Genomic DNA, 21880 nt, shown 5'->3' on the forward strand with positions numbered 1-21880 from the left:
AAGCTGTTCTTCAATTGAGAACAGCTTTTTTATTGTTACTAATCTCATACACTAGAAACTATATTTTGGGATATATCATTGGTCTTGTCATTTCGTAGCGCATCCATCGTGGAGCGACGGATAAATCTTTGACATGTTTATGATCAGCCATGTGGGATAGATTTACAGGGTGAAACTCCTGACAGGATGACTAGTACGAATAAATTCAGTTTACCGTATGCTCAACTATTTATCTTTAGAGTTTCATGCCATTTTATACTTACCGACACATTAATTTCATCATTTTTCACATCAAATATACAGGTAATTAGTAAGTAATATTTCATAATAAACTTTAAAGTTTCCTACACACCTAATTCATAGTTTTGAAAAAGTTCAATTTATTCAACTATGAAACATATTTTACTAATTGTTACAATTGTTTTTTCCCTTCACTATAAATTAACAGCTCAAGTCAATCCAAGATTACTTTTTGATGTCAATCCTTCAGGTGCTTCAAGTAATCCTGAAGATTTTGTTCACATTGATGGATACACATTTTTCATTGCAGATGACGGCTTACACGGACGCGAATTGTGGAAAACAGATGGTACTGAAGTAGGGACGGTGCTGGTCAAAGATATTAATCCTGGATCACATCATGGTTTTAGAGAAGATCCCTACAATAATATTACATATTTGACAATATTTAAAGAAGAGATTTACCTGATTGCAGATGATGGCATACATGGATTAGAACTCTGGAAATCAAATGGTACTGAGGTGGGGACCGTAATGGTCAAAGATATTAATAATGGGAGTAATGAAAGTGGTATCAGTGAGTGGACAGAATTTAACGGAGAACTTTATTTTTCGGCCCAAGATGGTGACAATACTTACGAACTTTGGAAAAGTGATGGTACTGAAGATGGTACATTGATGGTAGAAGGAGAAAATGCAAAAACAACCTTAAGTGAAAGTCCAGAGCACCTTACAGTAATGGATGGTACACTTTATTTTTCGGCCCTTGACCATAACGATTATAAAGTCAAATTATGGAAATATAATGGAAATACAACTTCTATAGTATATGCAGTTGATGCCTCTTACTCATATATGTTAGCAATTGATTCAACTTTATACTTCGTGGGGAATGACGAAATTAATGGTTTAGAAGTCTGGAAAACGGATGGTACAGATTTAGGAACCAAGATTGTTAAAGATATCAAACCTGGAACATCTAATCCAAGAGATAGCTACCCATATTATTTAACTGAATTTAATCAAGAATTGTATTTTCGTGCTAATGATGGAACAGGTTATGATCTATGGAAAAGTGACGGAACTGATCAGGGTACTACAAAGGTCAAAGATTTAGCTTCTCAGCAAAGTGGAATAGGTCCAACCAACTTCGTAGTTTCAGGTAACACATTATATTTTGTAGCTAGCAATGATACCGATGGAGCTGAAGTCTGGAAAACAGATGGTACTGAAGTTGGAACTCAAATGATTAAAAATATTAATTCTTTTGGAGGGAGTCGTCCTGAAAATCTAACTGATATTAATGGGCAGTTGTTCTTTTCAGCATTATCTGATGATGGAACTTACTTATGGAAAACAGATGGTACAGAGATAGGTACTACTTCAATCATAGAAATTTATCAACTCCAAACCTCAGATAAATCAGGTAATTTTACCAATGTGAATGGGCAGCTCTTTTTAGCACATCGGGATAGCTTAAATGGTGTGGAACTCTGGAAAAGTGATGGAACTGAAGAAAATACTAAAATTATTAAAGATATTAATAAAAATGGCTCAGGAAGCAATATTGAACATTTGACCTATAGTCATGGGTTTATTTATTTTTCTGCAAATGGTGAATATACTAAGGAATTATGGAAGACTGATGGGGAAGATGTAAATAGAGTTCATCAAGATGTATGGGTAAACTATATGCATGAATCAAATCCAATAGTTAATTTTAACAAACTTAATAGAATATATATCACTGGAGGATTTAAATATTCTAATGATTTATCTACTATTAGCCCGAATAGTGGTAAAAGCTTTACTATTAAGCATATCTACCCTGAAGTGGGTGGAGCAAGGGTTGAGAATTTGTTTAGTTTTAATGACACAACCTTATTATTTACCGCCGCTGACAAAAATGGACGTGCATTATGGAAAAGCGATGGAACACAACAAGGTGAAGGCACTGTGATGGTAAAAGACATTGCATCCTCTACACATGCATTCACTGACTTTCATAGCTTTACCACTGCAAATAATCTATTATTTTTTGTCACTGAAGATGAGGTTCATGGTATGGAACTGTGGAAAAGTGATGGTACTGAAAATGGTACACAGCTAGTTAAAGATATCAAATCAGGCTCAGGATATTCAGGAAGTAGCAACCCTCTTTATCTTATTGACTATGATAATACTCTCTTTTTTCGTGCTGATGATGGTAGCGGGAGTGAACTGTGGAAAAGTGATGGTACTGATAAGGGTACAGTTAAAGTTACTGACCTCTCAGATAGTTACCTTGGAGGGAACCCAAAGGATTTGGTAGTTTGCGGGAGTTCTCTTTATTTTTCTGCATTTAATGAAATTTCTGGTCGCGAGTTATGGAAGACTGATGGGACAGAAAATGGCACTATACTGCTTAAGGAAATTAAAGCAGGAGTAGATTACAGTAATGGACCGGAAAAACTCTTTGATGCTGATGGCACCCTATACTTTGTAGCAGACAATGGTGAAGATGGAAAAGAGCTATGGAAAAGTGATGGAACAGCGGAAGGCACTTTAATGGTCAAAAATATTAACCTTAATGGAGATAGTAATCCGGAAGACTTTATATTTATAAACAACCGACTATATTTTACTGCAAATGACGGGGTACATGGAGCTGAATTATGGGTTTCAGATGGTACTGAAACAGGTACTGTGCTTGTTGGAGATCTTTATCCCGGAACGTTAGGCAGCGCACCCGCAAATAAAACTCAGCTAAATCAGCAACTATTATTTAGTGCCAATTCCAATGTTGGTGAAGAATTATGGGTATATGATTTGCACAATGAGTTGGCAACTTCAAAAGATAATTGCATTAGTGGTAAAGAAGATCGTCTTCTGTATTTCTCAAAACAGCATTTTACATTCATTGATGAGGATATTATTGACACATTATCAGCTTTAATGATCAGTAGTGATGTTCAGCAAGGTATTTTATTTTTGGACAAAAACCTCAACGGTGCCGTTGATGCAGGAGAAACTATTTGTAATCAACAAGCAATATCTGCTGATGATATCACTAAGCTATGTTTTGTAGGAGAAAGAAATGAATGGGGTGAAGCTCAAGCATATTTTTACTTCAAAGTAAGTGACGGTAAAAGCTTTAGTTATGAAAGTTATCAAATGACAATTGATGTTCTTCCCATTCCTGATGAACCTGTTGTGAGCACTGCAAACACTACCTATGGTCAGTTTAACAGCTCTGGTCTCATTATCAGTCCAAATGAAATTGATATAGGAAGTGATGTCAGTCATTTTAAAATTACTAACATAAAACATGGAAAACTTTATGACTATACAGGAAAATTAGAAATTACTGAGGACTCTTTTATTGACGCCAATACTGCATCAAGAGGCTTATTATTTATGCCTGATACAGTAGGAATTGTACACTTTGATATACAGAGTGCTACAGGTGCTGATAATGATTTATTAGGAGATGGCATAGCAAGAGCTAGTATATTTGTTGAAAAGGCTACGCAAAAAATTTTTCTCCCAGATTATAGCAACATAAATGTAGAATCCAAAATAGTACTTCCAGATACAAGTAATATAGGGATTAAAGTAAGTTATCGAACTGAAGATCCAGCAATACTAAATGAAAACCAGCTTACTTTTAAAAGTAGTAGTGATAGCATAACTATTATTGCAAATAATGAAGGGAATGCTTTCTTTAAAGCATTAACACATACCATTACTTTTAAAGTAGCTAAGCTAGACAACTTTATTACTTTTGAGGGTCCCGATGAAATTATTGTAGGTGACACATTAATACTTATTGCTGCGGCTTCTTCAGATCAAAAGGTACTATTAAAAGCAGATGATCCAGAATTAGTCAAATTAAATAATAATATACTTATAGCTTTAAAGGCAGGCAGCTTAACAATTACCGCTTCCGATAAAGGAAATGAGTTTTTTCAACCAGCTTTGGATGAAATAATGTCAATAAATATCATTGAAAATGAAAGTAATAAATACCCTATTACTTCTATTCATGAGCAAACACTTCCTCAAGCCATTGAATTGTTTCCTAATCCAAGCAATGGAAATATTAAAATTAAGTTAAATGAATATCATTATAAAAATGCAAAAATCAGAATTTATAATGTGATTGGAGAACCTATTTACAATACATCAGTAACATCTAACATTATTGATATTGATATAGTAAATGAAAAAAATGGGATATTTTTTGTGGAAATTTCCCTATCACATAAAGTAGAAATATTTAAGATCATAAAGAATTGAGGTACAAACAAGGCTACTACAAGGTAGCCTTGTTTGTAAATAATTTAACCATCTTCATATTTTAAGAAAACAGCTCCTAGAGGTGGTAAAGTAAGGTTCACTGAGCGAGGCTGGCCGTGCATCGGGATAGGTAAAGTTTCTAAGGAACCGCTATTCAAAACTCCGCTTCCATTAAACTCAACATCATCAGTATTAAATACTTCCTTCATATACCCTTTATTAGGCACACCGATACGATAATTTTCCCTCACAACCGGTGTGAAATTGATGACCACATAGACATTATTTTGTTGCTGATGTCCTTTTCTTACAAAGCTGATCACTGAATTTTGCCAGTCATTAATATCTATCCACTCAAACCCTTCGGGCTGAAACTGAAATTCATAAAAGGCAGGTTCTGAATGGTAAAACTCATTGAGTTGTTTAACCATCCATTGCAATGAACCATGCGGTTTGTACTGGTTTAAGTGCCAATCCAAACTATGGTCATGTTTCCACTCTTGCGTCTGTCCGAATTCCCCTCCCATAAACAAAAGTTTGGTACCCGGATGTGCATACATATATGCATACAAAGCACGTAGGTTAGCAAACTTTTGCCACTCGTCACCTGGCATTTTGTCAATAAGAGGACCCTTTCCATGGACAACTTCATCGTGTGATAATGGTAACATGAAGTTTTCTGTAAATGCATACATCAGGCTGAAAGTAATTTCTCCCTGATGATGGGCACGATATATAGGTTCTTTGGTAAAATAATCCAATGTATCATGCATCCACCCCATCATCCATTTCATTTCAAAGCCTAAACCACCAATTTGTGTGGGCCTGGAGACCATGGGCCAGGCAGTTGACTCTTCCGCGATAGTATGCACATCAGGAAATTCTTCGTCTACCGCGTTATTGAAGTCTCTTAAAAAGTTAATGGCTTCAATATTCTCTCTTCCTCCAAACTGATTGGGGATCCATTCCCCTTCTTTCCGTGAATAATCCAGATAAAGCATGGAGGCAACAGCATCTACCCTAAGACCGTCTGTATGGTATTCCTTAAGCCAGTATAGCGCACTACTGAGCAAAAATGACCTGACTTCATTTCTTCCGTAGTTGAAAATATAACTGCTCCAATCAGGATGATATCCCTGGCGTGGGTCTTCATGTTCAAAAAGGTGTGTACCATCAAAATAATGCAAGCCATGAACATCGTTGGGGAAGTGAGAAGGTACCCAGTCCAGGATAACGCCTATGCCCTCCTCATGCAGGCGATCTACCAGGTATTTGAAATCCTGAGGGGATCCGTAGCGACTACTGGGAGCAAAGTAACCTGTACATTGGTATCCCCAGGAACCATAAAACGGATGCTCCATAATCGGTAAAAACTCTACATGCGTATACCCCATCCATTTGAGGTAGCCTGGAAGATCTTCTGCCAGGTCCCGGTAACTTAAAAACTCTTTGCCATCTTCACCTTTTCGCTTCCACGATCCAATATGAACTTCATAAACTGACATAGGATTATCTTCACCTACATTCTTCTTTCTTTCTTCCAGCCATTTTCCATCATTCCACTGGTAATCTCTATCCCACACTACAGAAGCTGTAAGAGGAGGTACTTCCCAATGAATTGCAAAAGGGTCGCCCTTCTCTACTTCATAGCCATTATTATTAGAGCGGATAAAATATTTGTAGCGTGTCCCTTTACCAATATTCGGTACAAAAACTTCCCAAATTCCCGAATTGTCCCATCGGGATAGCATAGGATTAGCTTCTCTGTTCCATTCATTAAAATCGCCAATTACCGTTACTTTCTCGGCATTGGGTGCCCAAACGGCAAAATATGTACCGTCAACACCATCTTTGTTCATCAGATGCGAACCGAGCTTATCATACAAAGTATAATGCTTGCCTTCATTAAAAAGATAAATATCAAACTCTGTAAGGCGTGTAATATGAGAAGATTCCATAAAAAAAATATTTTTAATCTTATTGTGTTAAAAAGAAAATTGCTATGCCCTGCTACTTAGAACTTTTTTTGGCATCATCTTCCATGAATTTTTTCATGATGTATTTGATCCCTTTCATGGGGATGATTGCCCATGAGGGGCGGTTATTCAACTCATAACCTAATTCATATACTGCCTTTTCAAGAAGAAAAGTCTGAAGAAGTATATCCAGATCTTCCTGATTGTCAGGCAAAAAGTTACTTCCCTTACACCGTTCAATGTATGCTTTCATAAAGATGCCACTCATATAATGATACCATTGCTCAGCCCAGTCATCCAGATATTCAGCTTCACCTTTGGTGAAAGCCTCAGTTCTGAAAAGTCCGTTATAGGCAGCATAATGATAAGAGCGTATCATTCCGGCCACATCTCTAAGTGGAGAGCGCTTCAGCCTTCTTTCACTATAAGCACGTGCCGGTTCACCTTCAAAATCAAGTATGATGAAATCTCTTCCGGTAAAGAGCACCTGACCAAGATGATAGTCCCCATGAGCACGAATTTTCATGGTATCTATCTTATGTGAATATATCTGCTGCATACATTTAAGGATATCCTTGCGCATAGCCTTGATGTCTTCTGCCTCTTTACGTACCGGCTCATCCAGCTTCTTAAGTGTTTTGTCTAATACCTGGAAGGTACCACGTACAGAAGATTGCAAGGAAGAAAAAACAGATCTTTGATAGTGCAATGAAAATGCTTCAGGCTTAAAATCCTTAAGCTCTGTTGAAGAAGCCAATGCCAGGTGCATTTCAGCAGTTCTCAGGCCTAATAAGGATGATCTCTCAGTGGCAGCGCCCCCCATAAACTGCCTGATTTTCTCAGGGATTTTATCATATCCTACCGGATTAACCAGGCTACCCTTCATGGCAGGAGCGTTCTTTTGCTCAGACTGTTCTATTAATACCCGCTCAAAGTACCTTCGTACAACATCACTCATGTATGTCCAGGCATCTCCCTGATTATCTACCAATTCCTGCATCATCCCCAGAACCATATTGTCCTGTTTATTGATATCAAGCTCCAATGCTCCTACGAAACGAGGTACATTCATAAAATTAGCAGTTTCGGTCAGGAAGCGAGTGATCTCAAGGTCAGGATTGATAGCGGCATCCAGCTTACGATACAGCTTGAAGAAATAATCCTTTTCATATATGATAGATGTATTACTTTGTTCGGCACTAAGGACTTTAGAGTTAATATCTTTATTCTTCTCTTTCCAAAGCTTGGCGGCAGATTTATCAGCACTTCCGATGAGGTTAGAGGCATTCTCTTTGCTTTTCTTCTTCTTAACCATAATTTGGAAAAGCATCTGACGAAAAGCCTCATTGTATACAGCATCATACAGATAACCTTTTTGTCCGTCAATTTGAATGGGAGCAATCAAGCCCTGAGAGAAATTGCTTCTTAAAAATCCACTAAATTCATCCGCTATAAACGATACAGGTAATTGATAGTATTCATTTAAGCCTTCGTTATAGCTTACTTCAATCACAAGGAAAGCCCCTACTGAACTTTCAAGAGGGACATTCGCATGATGTTTTACACTTACATTCTGGATCACTCTCGCTTTACCTCCAAACCAACGACATTTAACCAGATAGTCAGGAAGCATACTTTCAATAGAAGCTAAGGTCTTGGGCTTTAAGATGTCTGTCCAGGTACTAATGTTAGCTACTAATTTTTCTTGCACCCCATCACCGGTAGACTCCATAAGTTGAGGTTTCTTAAGCAAAAACCATTCGTAACCATGAGGTGCCAGGGTAAACAAATACGGATTTTCACCTATTCTGGGGAACTTATTGCGGCTAAAAATTTCTATAGGCACATGATCTTTAAACTCTTCCAGGTCCAGTTCCACAGGTTGAGAAAAGCGGGATAAATTCGCTAATACCAGAATTGACTCATCTTCATAAGTACGAGTAAATGCTAGTACTTTAGCGTTTTCAGCCGAAAGAAAATCAATAGTCCCTCTGCTGAATGCCTTATGCTTTTTACGCATACTGATATGCCGCTTCATCCACCACAGTAAGGAATTGGAATTCTTCTGCTGTGTCTCCACATTAACAGCTTCATACTGATACTCGGGATCAAGGATGACTGGCAAATAAAGTTTCTGAGGATTAGTTTCTGAGAAGCCTGCGTTACGATCTGGCGTCCATTGCATGGGTGTGCGTACACCATCACGGTCACCCAGGTAATAATTATCTCCCATGCCTATCTCATCACCATAGTAAATCACCGGGGTACCGGGAAGAGACAGGAGCAAATGATTCATAAGCTCTATCTTCTTACGGTCATTATCCAATAAGGGGGCCAGTCTATGACGAATACCCAGGTTGATTTTTGCCAGCGGATCTTTGGTATAGACTTTATACATATAGTCTCTTTCCTCATCTGTCACCATCTCCAGGGTAAGTTCATCATGATTACGTAAGAACATTGCCCACTGACATGTTTCCGGAATTTCAGGGGTCTGATCCAGTATGTCTGTGATCGGGTAGCGATCTTCCATCCTTACCGCCATAAACATACGCGGCATAATCGGAAAATGGTAATTCATCTGACACTCATCTCCATTGCCAAAATAGGATGCTGAATCTTCTGGCCACATATTTGCCTCAGCTAACAAAAGCGTACCCGGTTTCTTTTTATCAACGTGCTTGCGAAGTTTCTTAAGAAAAGTGTGTGTCTCGGGAAGGTTTTCACAATTAGTACCATCGCGCTCAAATAGATAAGGAACAGCGTCCAGCCTGAAGCCATCTACGCCCATATCTACCCAAAAGTCTAATACCTTGAAAATCTCTTCTACTACTGCAGGGTTATCATAGTTCAGGTCAGGCTGATGGTAAAAAAAGCGGTGCCAGTAATATGCCTGTGCTACCGGATCCCAGGTCCAGTTAGAAGCTTCGTAATCCTGAAAGATAATTCTCACATCACTATACTTATCAGTATTATCGCTCCATACATAGAAATCTCTCTCTACTGAACCGGGCTTAGCCTTACGTGCTCTCTGAAACCAGGGATGCTGATCTGAGGTGTGGTTGATTACTAACTCAGTAATCACACGCAGCCCTCTTTTTTTGGCCTGCTTCATGAATTTTTTAAAATCCTGAATGCTGCCATAATTAGGATTGATATTATAGTAGTCCATAATATCGTAACCATCATCGCGAAGAGGTGAAGGATAAAAGGGTAAAAGCCAGATGGTAGTTACACCCAGATCTTGCAGGTAGTCTAGTTTTTCCAGTAAGCCTTTAAAATCTCCTATTCCGTCACCATTGTTATCTTTAAAAGCTTTAATGTGCAGTTCGTAAATAACAGCATCCTTATACCAATGTAGGTTGTCATCCAATTGAATTGTTTTGGCCATATTTGTTGTGTAGTACTAATTATTGTTCAACTCTAAATACATGGGCTGGCATCTGATACGGGTCTAATTCTACATAGTTCCAGTCACCATGCCAGGTGTAGCGGCTGTAACTTAACATGTCATACACTACATAGGGTGCATGTGGATTTATCCCTATTTCTTCCACAGGAATCCTCACTGAAGCACCGTGTCGGTTGTAAGGATCCATGTTCACAGCAACGATAATTTTGTTGTTGGTCTTCTCGTCGTACTTTCCAAAACACAAAATGTTAGGATTACCAGATTCTGCGAAGTGAATGTTAAATGTATGCTGTAAGGCAGTGTTTTCTTTTCTAATTTTATTGATCCTGGTAATGATCTCTTTTGTCCTGGTTTCTTTATGCCATTCCCAATGTTTGATCTCATATTTTTCTGAATCCAGGTACTCTTCTTTTCCGGGATAAGGTGTATTAAGTCCAAACTCATATACCGGGCCGTAAAGACCATAGTTGGAAGAAAGGGTTGCTGCCAGTATCAGTCGCATGATGAAAGCCGCTTCACCTCCATGTACAAGGACTGGGGGCAGAATATCTGGTGTGTTAGGCCAGAAGTTGGGTCTGAAATAGTCTCTCATCGGCCCCTTGGTGAGTTCCAAGAGATACTCTCGCATTTCCCAGGGATCATTTCTCCAGGTGAAATAAGTATAAGATTGATTAAACCCAATTTTTGCAAGCCTTTCCATCACCCTCGGGCGAGTAAATGCCTCAGCTAAAAATATTACTTCAGGATGAGACGCTCTGATCTCTCCTATGGCCCACTGCCAAAAGGCAAAAGATTTGGTATGGGGGTTATCTACTCTGAAAATTTTGATTCCATGGTCTACCCAATATTGTATCACACTCTTGAGCTCTTTCCATAGGTTCTGCCAATCATCATTCTCAAAATTGATCGGCAGTATATCCTGGTATTTTTTCGGAGGATTTTCAGCATATTGAACCGTACCGTCAGGCCTCCATTTAAACCATTGTGGATGTTCCTTTACGTATGGGTGGTCAGGTGAACACTGAAAAGCAATATCTAAAGCAAGCTCAATTCCATGATTTTCTGCTTCATGAATCAGATGTTGAAAATCATCCATATTCCCCAGTTCAGGATGAATTGCTTTGTGTCCTCCTTCTTCTGCGCCTATTGCCCATGGGGAACCGGGGTCGCCGTGATTAGCGTTAAGCGCATTATTAAGCCCTTTACGAAACTTTCTACCTATAGGATGAATAGGGGGCAAGTAAATTACATCAAAGCCCATCGCTTGAATTTCGGGTAAAAGCTTCACCACATCATGAAAGTTACCATGGCGGCCGGGCTCTGACGCTGCTGATCTTGGGAATAATTCGTACCAGGTGCTGAAGATCGCTTTGTTACGTTCTACCTCTACTTTCAGATATTCAGGATACGTACTTGCATCAGAACGGTCATAATGCTTGTCCATCATCCCGGTAACATCATCACTCAATGCCAGCGAAACCGCCTGATCAATAAAGTCCTGGTGATCGTGCCTCCTGAGGGTATCAGCCCAAGCATAAAGTTGATCTTTGTCCGCATCGTTTAGCTGACTAGCTGTCTTCTCAAGCATCTCAGCCCCTATCAGCAATTCAACATGGATATCCTGCTGGGCCTCATATTTTTTCTTGATACCGTACTGCCATGTAGCAAAATGATCTACGTAACCTAAAATGGTAAACTCAAAAAAGCCGATCCTATCTGGTGTAAAGCTAGCTTTCCAACGATCGTTGATAATAAACTGCATTGGGATCTCCTGCATTTTTTCATCATCTACATGCTTGTAGAGCAATATTGCTTTTACAATGTCATGTCCGTCAGAATATATATCAGCCTGTACTTCAATAGATTCGCTAAGCGCTCTTTTCGCCGGGAATTGACCATTTTCTACTTGAGGTGAAAGGTGTTCTATGACAACTCTTTGTCTTCCTGGTATATTTTGCAAAGTGATAAGGTTTGGTTAGTTATAAAAAAATAAAAAAATCTCTGCAATATTACGTAAACAGCAGTAGATACTAGATTGTTATTTATACATAAAGTATATCTTAATTAATTTATTTTTGATCACTGAATTGCAGAATTAAGCATAAATTTCACCCATCTCTATTCTTTTATCGTATCAAATTCGGTGAGTATTCAGTTATATATTACATATTTCCTAATATGATAAAAAATTATTCGCGAACAAGGAAATATACTACCTAAGTTATTAATCATACGTATATTTCACAACTTACTTTGGTTTTAAGAAAGCTGTTTTTAAAACCAGTTAATCAGATTTTTTTATGGAAAAATTAGTCGGTGCTTATTATCAGGCCAATTCATGCAACTTTTCAGTCTGGGCACCTCATCGCAATCAGGTAAATATTATCATCAACAAAGCAAGAAAAATAGCGCTTGCTAAAGATAATAAAGGATATTGGGAGGCAAATGCACCTGATGTTAGCCCCGGAGATCTGTATGCTATTGAACTTGATGGTGAAATCACTCGTCCTGATCCGGCTTCTATTAGCCAGCCTAAGGGCGTACATGGTCAAAGTCAGGTGCTTGACCGGCAGTATTCCCATTGGACTGATGATGAATGGAACGGCCTGTCTATGAATGAAATGATCATTTATGAACTTCACGTAGGTACCTTTACCGATGTAGGCACCTTTGAAGGTATCATTGATAAGCTTGATTATCTGCTGTCGCTGGGCATAAATACAATTGAAATAATGCCGGTATCCCAATTTCCCGGCACACGAAACTGGGGCTACGATGGTGTATTTCCATTCGCTGTACAGGATTCTTACGGTGGGATGGATGGACTTAAAAAACTTGTAAATCATTGTCATCAAAAAGGCATAGCCTTTCTGCTGGATGTAGTGTACAACCATATGGGACCTGAGGGAAACTACCTTTCTGAATACGGACCTTATTTTACAGATAAATACAGTACTCCCTGGGGCAAGGCCATCAATTTTGATGACGCTTATTCCGATCATATCCGTTCGTTTTTCCTGCAAAATGCGCTGATGTGGCTGGATAATTTTCATCTGGACGGTTTAAGGTTAGATGCAGTACACGCGATCAAAGATTTTGGGGCGAAACATTTTCTACAGGAACTGGCAGATGAAGTAGAAGCTTTAGAAAGAAGGCTGCAAAGACCACTAACTTTGATTGGAGAAAGTGACCTGAATGATCCCCGCTACATAAACCCTTCTGATAAAGGAGGTTATAAGCTTACAGGACAGTGGATAGACGAATTTCACCATGCTTTGCATGCAATAGCCACCACTGAAAGAGATGGTTACTATAGCGATTTTGGTGAGATGCATCATCTACATAAAGCATTTGAGAAGACATTTGTATACGATGGTATTTATTCACCGCACAGAAAAAAAACATTTGGAAGTAGTGCAGAAGAAAACCCTTTCCACCAGTTTGTAGTGTTCAGCCAGAATCATGATCAGATTGGGAATAGGATGATGGGCGATCGGCTAAGCCAACTTGTCTCTTATGAAACACTCAAGCTTTCCGCGGCAGCAGTACTTCTTTCCCCCTACGTGCCTATGCTTTATATGGGTGAAGAGTATGCTGAAGAAAAGCCTTTCCAGTATTTTGTCAGTCATACTGACCCTGAACTGGTAGAAGCAGTACGTAAGGGTAGAAAAAGTGAATTTGCCTATTTTCAAAAAGAAGGCCTTGAAACCCCTGACCCACAATCTGAACAAACGTTCAAAAACTCAACATTAAGCTGGAACTTAGAAGGAGAAAAGCATAAGATGATGCTTCAGTTTTATCAAAAGTTGATAGGCATACGCAAACAACATCCTGCCATGCATGTAACTGAGCGTGATTTCTGCGATTTCATCCTACAGGATAAACTCATCATCATGCACAGACGTGATGATGAGGGCCATCTCTTAATTGCATTGATGAATTTTGGCAGTCAGGAAACTAAGTACCAACTCAAAAATCAACCTGAGTTGTATAAGCTGCTTGACTCATCTGCCTCAAAGTGGTTGGGTCCGGGTGAGAAGCCTTCTTCAAAAAAAGAAGGGGAGGGACAACTCATACTTAACCCGAATTCCGTACTAGTATTATCCAATATCACGCTTTAATTTGTATCGCCCAATAAACTGACTCAGATATTTACAGGTATGAGTAAAAATAAATTTGTTTGTATACACGGTCACTTTTATCAGCCACCCCGTGAAAACCCCTGGCTGAACACCGTTGAAGTTCAGGATTCCGCTTATCCTTTTCATGACTGGAATGAAAGAATCTCTTCCGAATGTTACTCCCGAAATTCAGCAGCCAGGATTCTGGATGGTGAAGGGAGGATTGTAGATATCGTAAACAATTACAGCCGGATGAGCTTTAATTTCGGTCCAACGCTGATGCAGTGGATGAAAAATAAAGATCCTGAAACTTACAAGGCTATTCTGGTTGCGGATAAAGAAAGTCTGAAAAGATTCTCAGGCCATGGTTCAGCGATTGCTCAGTCTTTTAACCACATAATCATGCCATTGGCTAATCGTAGGGATAAGGAAACGCAGGTAATCTGGGGCATTAAAGACTTTGAACATCGCTTTAAAAGAAAACCTGAAGGCATGTGGCTTAGCGAGACAGCGGTAAATACAGATACCCTGGAAGTCATGGCAAAGTATGGCATTAAATTTACAATTCTCTCTCCCTATCAGGCAAAAAATGTGAGGAAGATTGGGGAGAAGGAATGGATAGATGCCAACGGAGCTAAAGTTGACCCCCGCTGCCCTTATCTTTGTAAATTACCTTCAGGTAGAAAAATTAACTTGTTTTTCTATGATGGTCCTGTCTCTCAGGGAATAGCTTTTGAAGGACTACTTAATAACGGAAAAATTTTCGCGGACCGGCTCACCGGTCAGTTAGATATGCAGGATGAGACAAATACCCCTCAGCTCATGCACATCGCTACTGACGGAGAGACTTACGGACATCACCACCGCCTGGGTGAGATGGGACTCTCTTACTGCTTGCATCATATTGAGCATAATGAAGAAGCAAACCTGACGGTATATGGAGAGTATCTGGAAAAATTTCCTCCTGAATATGAAGCCCAGATCATTGAGAATACTGCCTGGAGTAGTACACCTCACCTGGAAAGATGGTCAGAGGATGGGGGTGGCAATACCGGAGGACATCCCAACTGGCATCAGAAATGGAGGAAACCACTACGTGAAGCTTTTGACTGGCTTAGAGACGAAATGATTATTTTCTTTGAACAAGAAATGAATACGCTGGTACGTAAACCCTGGGATGTCCGTAATGCCTACATAGATGTCATTCTGGATCGCTCACGTGAAAACACTGAAAAGTTTGTGAAATTTCATGCAAAGAAACCTCTAAGCCATAAGGAGCAGATTAAGTTCTTTAAGCTATTGGAGATTCAGTATCACTGTATGTTGATGTACACCAGTTGTGGGTGGTTTTTTGATGAAGTAACAGGGATAGAAACCTTACAGGATATTTTATATGCTGCCCGCGCGATACAGCTTGCACAGGACCTTGGTGAAAAGAATTATGAAAAAGAATTTATCAGGCTATTGAAAAAGTGTCCAAGTAATATTCCTGAGTATGGAAATGCTGCCGCTGCCTACGAAAAATTTGTAAAGCCCTCTATTGTAGACATGCATCGGGTGGGGGCGCATTTCGCGATTTCCTCCCTCTTTTTTGAGTATCCTGAAAAGTCTAAAGTTTATAGTTTTGATGTGGACTCCGAGCATTATGAGTTTTACGAAGCCGGAAAATATTCCCTGGCCATTGGTAAAGCAAAGCTAACTTCTGAAGTAAGCTGGGAAGAAAACCTGATCAGCTACTCCATACTTCACCTGGGTGATCACCACTTGTTCGGCGGTGTGCGCGAATTTAATAACGAAGCCTCCTACGAAAGTATGATGAATGAAATTCGTGATGCATTTGAAAAAAGTCGCGTACATGAAGTGGTTGTATTGATGGATAAACATTTTGGCAACCATAACTATTCATTCTGGCATCTCTTTAAAGAGGACCAGAAAAAGATACTGGACAAGGTAATGGGGCATACCATGAAATCAATTGAAAGCAGTTTCTCCGATATTTATGAAGATAATTATTCTTTGATGCAGGCCATGAAAGAACTTGGGTTAACTCCCCCTACCCCACTGAAGTTTTGCAGTGACTTCACCATCAATGCCAAACTTGAAGAAATTTTTAAAGAAGACGATATTGATTATAAAGAGCTGAATGCGATTGTAGAAAGCTTCAAAAGACTGGAAGTGAAAGTGAATAAAGTGGGATTAGACTTTCTGGCCGCAAAAAAAATAAACGGGCTGATGAGCAGGCTTAAAAATTCTCCAGAAGATGTACTCCTGATGAGTAAGATCAGTAAATTTATGGAGGCTACGAAAAAAGTCCAGCTCACGCCCGATTTGTGGCAGGCACAGAATTTCGCATTTCAGCTAAGAAGAAACAACTATCAGCATTATCTGGAAAAAAGTGAAATAGGAGATCAAGAGGCCACTGTGTGGATTGATAATTTTAATGAACTTTTTTCCCACCTGAATATTAAAATTACTGAAGGATCGCTGATGGCTACATAATCAAAATTACAGTTTACTTGTATTTTTTAACCTAAATCAAAATAAGCTATGTATTTACCCAGAGCTACCTACCGGGTACAGCTCCATAAGGATTTCAACTTTCAGCAACTGAAAGAAATTATTCCTTATCTGGATCGCTTGGGAATTTCTACTATTTATGCTGCTCCATTTTTTACGGCAAACCCGGGAAGCATGCATGGATATGATGTACTTAATCCCTTGGAGATCAATCCCGAGATCGGGACAATTGATGAATTTAAAGCCATCGGTCGTGAGCTAAAGGCAAGAAACATGGATTGGCTTCAGGATATAGTGCCCAATCACATGGCATTATCTTCTAATAATCCCTGGATCTACGATATCTTAGAAAAAGGCCCCCACTCCTACTATTACCGCTTTTTTGATATCAACTGGCACTATCATGAAGAAGAGTTTTTCGGCAAACTGATGCTTCCTACACTCGGCGCTCCATTGCAGGAGGTCCTGGAGGCAGGAGAAATACAACTCAAGTTTGATACGCAGGGCTTTTCCATCAATTACTATGATCATAGCTTCCCACTTTGTATGCGAAGTTATGCATACTTGTTATCGCAGGTTTCTGAATTAGTCAGCAAGCAATCTGAGGATGAAGTAATGACCAAAGCGTATTTTTCACTGGCTAAAAGCGTTGAAGAATTTATCAACACGCTACCTGAGGAAGGAAAAAAAGTAGATGGCTGGGAAAATTATAAGCATAAGTTGATCAGCTTAAGTCAAAAGTATCAGGCAGTAGAGGAAGCTTTACAAAGTATAACCCGTGATGTAAATAGCAAGAGTGTGATGCTGAGCAATTTACTCAACGAACAGTATTTCAGGTTATGCCACTGGAAAATCACTGAAGAAAAAATCAACTATCGGCGATTTTTTACTGTCAATGACCTGATTTGTCTGAATATGCAGGACCAGCAGGTTTTTGATGAATATCATCAACTGATCAAAAGACTGATGGATGAGGAATTGATTCAGGGGCTAAGAGTAGATCATGTGGATGGCCTGTTGGATCCAACTTCTTACCTGGAACGCTTGCGAAGCTTAGTCGGCGATGATGCATATATCGTCGTTGAAAAAATTCTTGAAGGTAATGAACTGATGCCCGCTTACTGGCCTATTGAAGGTAGCAGTGGATATGATTACCTGGCACTTTCAAATCAGGTTTTTACGAATAAAGAGGGAGGGCATGCGTTACTATCTCAATACCAAAAAAGTATCGCTGACACCGATTATGAAAGGCTGGTCTATCAGAACAAAAGCTTTATTCTCAACAAGCGGATGTATGGTGAATTGGACAACCTTTTCCGGCTGATGCAGCACTTGGATATCATCCCTGCTCGTGATACGGTTAAAGACGAAACGAAACTGAAAGAGGCACTCGGCCATTTTTTGATTGCCTTCCCGGTGTATCGCATTTATGACCGAAAGTTGCCTTTTTCTGATGAAGCGTTGAAACTTCTCAAAAGCACTTTTGAAACTGCTGAAGATCATGCTCCGGAATTAGGAATTTACTTTCAGCGTCTTAGAGATATTTTTAATGGCGTTGATGACAGGGATGCGAAAAGCAACAGCGACAAATTGTACTTTAATATGAGGTCCCAACAATTTACGGGTCCTTTGGCAGCTAAGGGAGTTGAGGACACTACTTTTTACCAATATTTCCCCCTGATTTCACACAATGAAGTAGGAGATACGCCTGCTCACTTAGGTATGAAGGTAGAGGAGTTTCATACTCTTATTCATTCCCGCGACTTACGTACCATGAACACTACGGCAACCCACGACACGAAGCGGGGTGAAGATACCCGTATGCGCATAAATGTAGTGAGTGAGATACCCGAAGTGTGGCATACAAAAGTAGACAACTGGAGAAAGCTGAACGAAGAATTTCTCTCAAAGGAGGCTGGCTCCAGGCTTCCAGATAAAAATGATGAGTATTTTTTATACCAGACGCTAGTAGGTACATATCCCTTCCATATCTCTCCTGAAGCGGATGAATATCCTCAACGTTTGGAAGCATACCTCCAGAAAGCCCTACGCGAAGCTAAGGTTCATACAAACTGGGCAAATCCTAATGAGGATTACGAAAACGCACTCTTAGATTTTGCAAAGCAGATCATGAAAAATGATGCTTTTATGCAGGACTTCACTTCATTTGCCAAAGATATAGCTTTGAGCGGAGCAGTTAATAGCATGGGGCAAACGCTCCTTAGGTTGACAGCCCCAGGGGTAGCTGATACTTATCAGGGTACTGAATACTGGGACCTAAGCATGGTAGATCCTGATAATCGCAGGCCCGTGAATTATCAGGAAAGAGAGGCTAGCTTTAAAGCGTTAGAAGCCAAATGGCAAGTACAAGCCGAATCACTTCTTGATGAGCTTTGTGATGACCTACTTCACCCAAATATCAAGCTATTTACAATGTATCAGGCACTCAATGCCAGAAAACAGTATAGGCCTATCTTTGATGAAGGTAAGTATGAAGCGGTAGAAGTGAGTGAAGCGCATAAAAATCAGCTATTAGCTTTCCGAAGAGTCACTGGTCAAGGGGAAGCTTTAGTATTGATTCCGTTAAATACGCGCGGTTTACCAACTAAAAACCACTTGCCAATAGGTACAGATTGTTGGAAAGATAGTACGTTACATATGGGTGATGCCCAGGGTGAATGGCATCATCTGTTTACAAATAAAAAAATGATACTTCATGAGCATGCTTCAGTAGCTGAGATTCTCGCTAATTTTCCTGTAGCATTGCTGATTAAAGACTAAACCAAATTATGCTAAAAAATAGAAGTTGCGGAGTACTTCTGCACATTACATCTCTACCCTCAGCTTTCGGAATTGGAGACCTTGGGCCTGAAGCTTATAAGTTTGCTGATTTTATGCTGGAGTCAGGACTCACTTACTGGCAGATTTTACCACTCAACCCGGTTGAAGGAGATAGTGGATATTCTCCTTACAGCGGACTCTCCGCTTTTGCTGGTAATCCCATGCTCATCAGTCCGGAATTACTTATGGATGAAGGTTATCTGGAGGTTCAGGACTTAGAGCATAAGTACAACTTCAGTGAAAGTCAGGTAGAGTTTGAAAAAGTGATTCAGTTAAAAAAACAATTCCTTGACAAAGCATTCATAAACTTTAGCAAAAACGCTACTCCCCGACAAAGCGGGCTGTTTAAAAAGTTTTGTCATGAACAGGCGTATTGGCTGGAGGACTTTGCTGATTACATGGCCATTAAGAATTTTTTCGGATCACAAGCCTGGTATGATTGGCCAACAGACCTCAGAGATAGAGATAAAAAGAGCCTGAAAAAATTCAGGAAAGAATTAAAGAAGGAAATTTATAAAGAAAAATTCCTTCAATTTGTATTCTTCCAGCAGTGGGAAACGCTTAAACTATACTGCAAAGATCGGAGCATTTTATTTTTTGGTGATCTCCCTTTTTATGTAGGTCAGGATAGCGCCGATGTTTGGTCACATACAGAAATTTTTAAATTAGACGATGATAAATCACCTAAAGCAGTAGCTGGTGTACCTCCTGACTACTTTAGTGAAACCGGCCAGCTGTGGGGGATGCCTGTATTTGACTGGAAAAAATTAAAAAAGCGAAATTACGATTGGTGGGTAGACAGAATAGACCATAATCTTAATATGTTTGACCTGATCCGCCTGGATCATTTTCGTGCCTTCTCAGACTACTGGGAAGTTCCTGCCGGCGAAAAAACAGCAATTAACGGCAGTTGGAAAAAAGGGCCGGGTAAAAGGTTTTTCAAAAAATTAAATAAAAAGTATCCTGAGCTGCCTATTATCGCTGAGGACTTAGGTGACATTGACCAGCCAGTTTATGATCTGATGGAGCAGTTTCAACTTCCTGGCATGAAAGTATTACTTTTTGCCTTTGGAGAAGGCATGGCTCAAAATGCATATGTTCCTCATCACCATGTTCCAAATTCAGTAGTATATACGGGTACTCATGATAATAATACCTGCCTGGGATGGTATAGTGAAGCTGCTCCTGAAGAGCAAAAAAACTTTAGCAAGTACATCAACCGTACGGTAAATGAAAAAAACGCGGCCAGTCATATGGTACGTCTTGCGATGTCCTCTGTGGGAAAATTATGTGTTATCCCTATGCAGGATTTTCTGGGTTTAGGAAAAGAAGCGATTATGAACGTTCCTTCAACCGCGCAAGGAAACTGGCTTTGGAGAATGAAACCCCAACAGGCAGATGGCAAGCAAGCCAGAAAAATAAAAGAATTACTAACCCTTTATGACAGGCACCGACCTAATGTTGATCCAGTAAAAATGCCTTGATATTTTGATACACTTTATTGAGGAGCAGAGTCCGGCTTTCAACACTTGCCCACGCTATATGTGGAGTAAGCAGAATTTTGTGGGGGTGCTTAAGCTTGACGAATGGATGCTCTCTGGCAATGGGTTCCTGGGTAAACACATCCATAGCAGCTCCTCTGATAAGGTTCTGGTCTAATGCTTTGCACAGATCAACTTCATTGATGATACCACCTCTTCCGGTATTGATCAGGATGGCATCTTTTTTCATCATTTTGAGCTTCTCGTAATTGATCAAATCTCGTGTGGCATCATTCAGCGGCGCATGTACAGAGATAATATCTGCACTGGTCATCAGGTCTTCTATCTCCAGTCTTTGATAGGTTGAATGCCGATTTTTTCCTGAACTAGAATAGTATACGATTTCACAGTCAAATGCCTCAGCGATTTCCGCTACTTTTTTACCAATATTTCCTAATCCTATGATGCCCAATCTTTTGCCCTGAAGCTCCCAAAATGGAAAACCCAGATAGGTGAAGATATCACTTTTACTATAAGCTCCTGATTTTACATATTCATCATGTAACGTAGGCTGATTTAGCAGGCTTAGTATCATGCTGAAGGTGTGCTGGGCAACGCTGGCCGTAGAATAGTCCTCAACATTTTTTACGGCTATATTCAGTTCTTTTGCAGCTTCCAGGTCAACATTATTGGTACCGGTTGCCGCCACACAAATCAGTTTCATGTCAGGGCTTTGTTCCATTACCTCACGCGGTATTTTCACCTTATTCGTAATGATAATGTCCTGTCCTGCTAACCTCTTTTTTACTTCATCAGGCTGGGTAGTTTCATAGGAAGTATATCTTCCAAATTCCTCAAATATGTTCAGATTGGGGAGATTTCCCACAGTTTTGGTGTCTAGAAAAGTAATATTCATGTCAAAAATATGATGGTGATTAGCATTAAGCTGTTATTAAGGTTTATTTTAAGAATGGGACAGTATTTTTCACCTTGCCGTTCAAAAAATTGTTTTAG

General features: G+C 39.6%; 9 protein-coding genes. 5 read left to right on the forward strand and 4 right to left on the reverse strand.

Translation table 11 applies throughout. The features are described from left to right. Positions 1–390: 390 nt before the first annotated feature. Complete coding sequence (locus tag OKW21_RS11965; protein ID WP_277479713.1) at positions 391–4518, forward strand: ELWxxDGT repeat protein; 4128 nt, start codon at positions 391–393, stop codon at positions 4516–4518. 44 nt (positions 4519–4562) lie between these two features. Here OKW21_RS11965 and glgB read toward each other — a convergent pair whose 3' ends face one another. From glgB to OKW21_RS11980, 3 genes are read right to left on the reverse strand one after another with little or no spacing between them, the layout of a single operon-like run. After that, a complete protein-coding gene (gene glgB / locus OKW21_RS11970) occupies positions 4563–6476 on the reverse strand; it encodes a 1,4-alpha-glucan branching protein GlgB (protein WP_277479714.1) in 1914 nt (637 codons plus the stop codon). 52 nt (positions 6477–6528) lie between these two features. Further along, complete coding sequence (gene treS / locus OKW21_RS11975) at positions 6529–9885, reverse strand: maltose alpha-D-glucosyltransferase (protein WP_277479716.1); 3357 nt, start codon at positions 9883–9885, stop codon at positions 6529–6531. Positions 9886–9904: 19 nt separating this feature from the next. Continuing rightward, entirely contained in the window at positions 9905–11866 is a 1962-nt protein-coding gene (locus OKW21_RS11980) for an alpha-1,4-glucan--maltose-1-phosphate maltosyltransferase (protein WP_277479718.1), read from the reverse strand. A 340-nt stretch (positions 11867–12206) separates the two neighbouring features. On the opposite strand from OKW21_RS11980, the gene treZ reads away from it, so the two are divergent. From treZ to malQ, 4 genes are read left to right on the forward strand one after another with little or no spacing between them, the layout of a single operon-like run. After that, positions 12207–14027: a malto-oligosyltrehalose trehalohydrolase gene (gene treZ / locus OKW21_RS11985; RefSeq protein ID WP_277479720.1), complete on the forward strand. Its 1821-nt coding sequence runs from the start codon at positions 12207–12209 to the stop codon at positions 14025–14027. A 39-nt stretch (positions 14028–14066) separates the two neighbouring features. Then, positions 14067–16526, forward strand: coding sequence for a DUF3536 domain-containing protein (locus OKW21_RS11990; protein WP_277479721.1), 2460 nt, complete (start codon positions 14067–14069; stop codon positions 16524–16526). A 48-nt stretch (positions 16527–16574) separates the two neighbouring features. Continuing rightward, positions 16575–19325, forward strand: coding sequence for a malto-oligosyltrehalose synthase (gene treY / locus OKW21_RS11995; RefSeq protein WP_277479722.1), 2751 nt, complete (start codon positions 16575–16577; stop codon positions 19323–19325). Positions 19326–19333: 8 nt separating this feature from the next. Beyond that, the gene (gene malQ / locus OKW21_RS12000) at positions 19334–20869 is read left to right on the forward strand and encodes a 4-alpha-glucanotransferase (protein WP_277479723.1); all 1536 of its coding nucleotides are present in this window, start codon (positions 19334–19336) and stop codon (positions 20867–20869) included. Here the strand turns inward: malQ and OKW21_RS12005 are convergent. Further along, positions 20841–21782 carry a D-2-hydroxyacid dehydrogenase gene (locus tag OKW21_RS12005; protein WP_277479724.1) on the reverse strand — a complete coding sequence of 314 codons (942 nt, stop codon included), beginning with the start codon at positions 21780–21782 and terminating at the stop codon, positions 20841–20843. The genes malQ and OKW21_RS12005 overlap by 29 nt on opposite strands. Positions 21783–21880: the final 98 nt, after the last annotated feature.

The organism is Catalinimonas alkaloidigena (assembly GCF_029504655.1).
In the GTDB taxonomy this organism is placed as follows: domain Bacteria; phylum Bacteroidota; class Bacteroidia; order Cytophagales; family Cyclobacteriaceae; genus Catalinimonas; species Catalinimonas alkaloidigena.

Coding starts and splice junctions, on each gene's coding strand:
- OKW21_RS11965 (WP_277479713.1), top strand. CDS start 391: ATGAAACATATTTTACTAATTGTTACAATTGTTTTTTCCCTTCACTAT.
- glgB (WP_277479714.1), bottom strand. CDS start 6,476: ATGGAATCTTCTCATATTACACGCCTTACAGAGTTTGATATTTATCTT.
- treS (WP_277479716.1), bottom strand. CDS start 9,885: ATGGCCAAAACAATTCAATTGGATGACAACCTACATTGGTATAAGGAT.
- treZ (WP_277479720.1), top strand. CDS start 12,207: ATGGAAAAATTAGTCGGTGCTTATTATCAGGCCAATTCATGCAACTTT.
- OKW21_RS11990 (WP_277479721.1), top strand. CDS start 14,067: ATGAGTAAAAATAAATTTGTTTGTATACACGGTCACTTTTATCAGCCA.
- treY (WP_277479722.1), top strand. CDS start 16,575: ATGTATTTACCCAGAGCTACCTACCGGGTACAGCTCCATAAGGATTTC.
- malQ (WP_277479723.1), top strand. CDS start 19,334: ATGCTAAAAAATAGAAGTTGCGGAGTACTTCTGCACATTACATCTCTA.
- OKW21_RS12005 (WP_277479724.1), bottom strand. CDS start 21,782: ATGAATATTACTTTTCTAGACACCAAAACTGTGGGAAATCTCCCCAAT.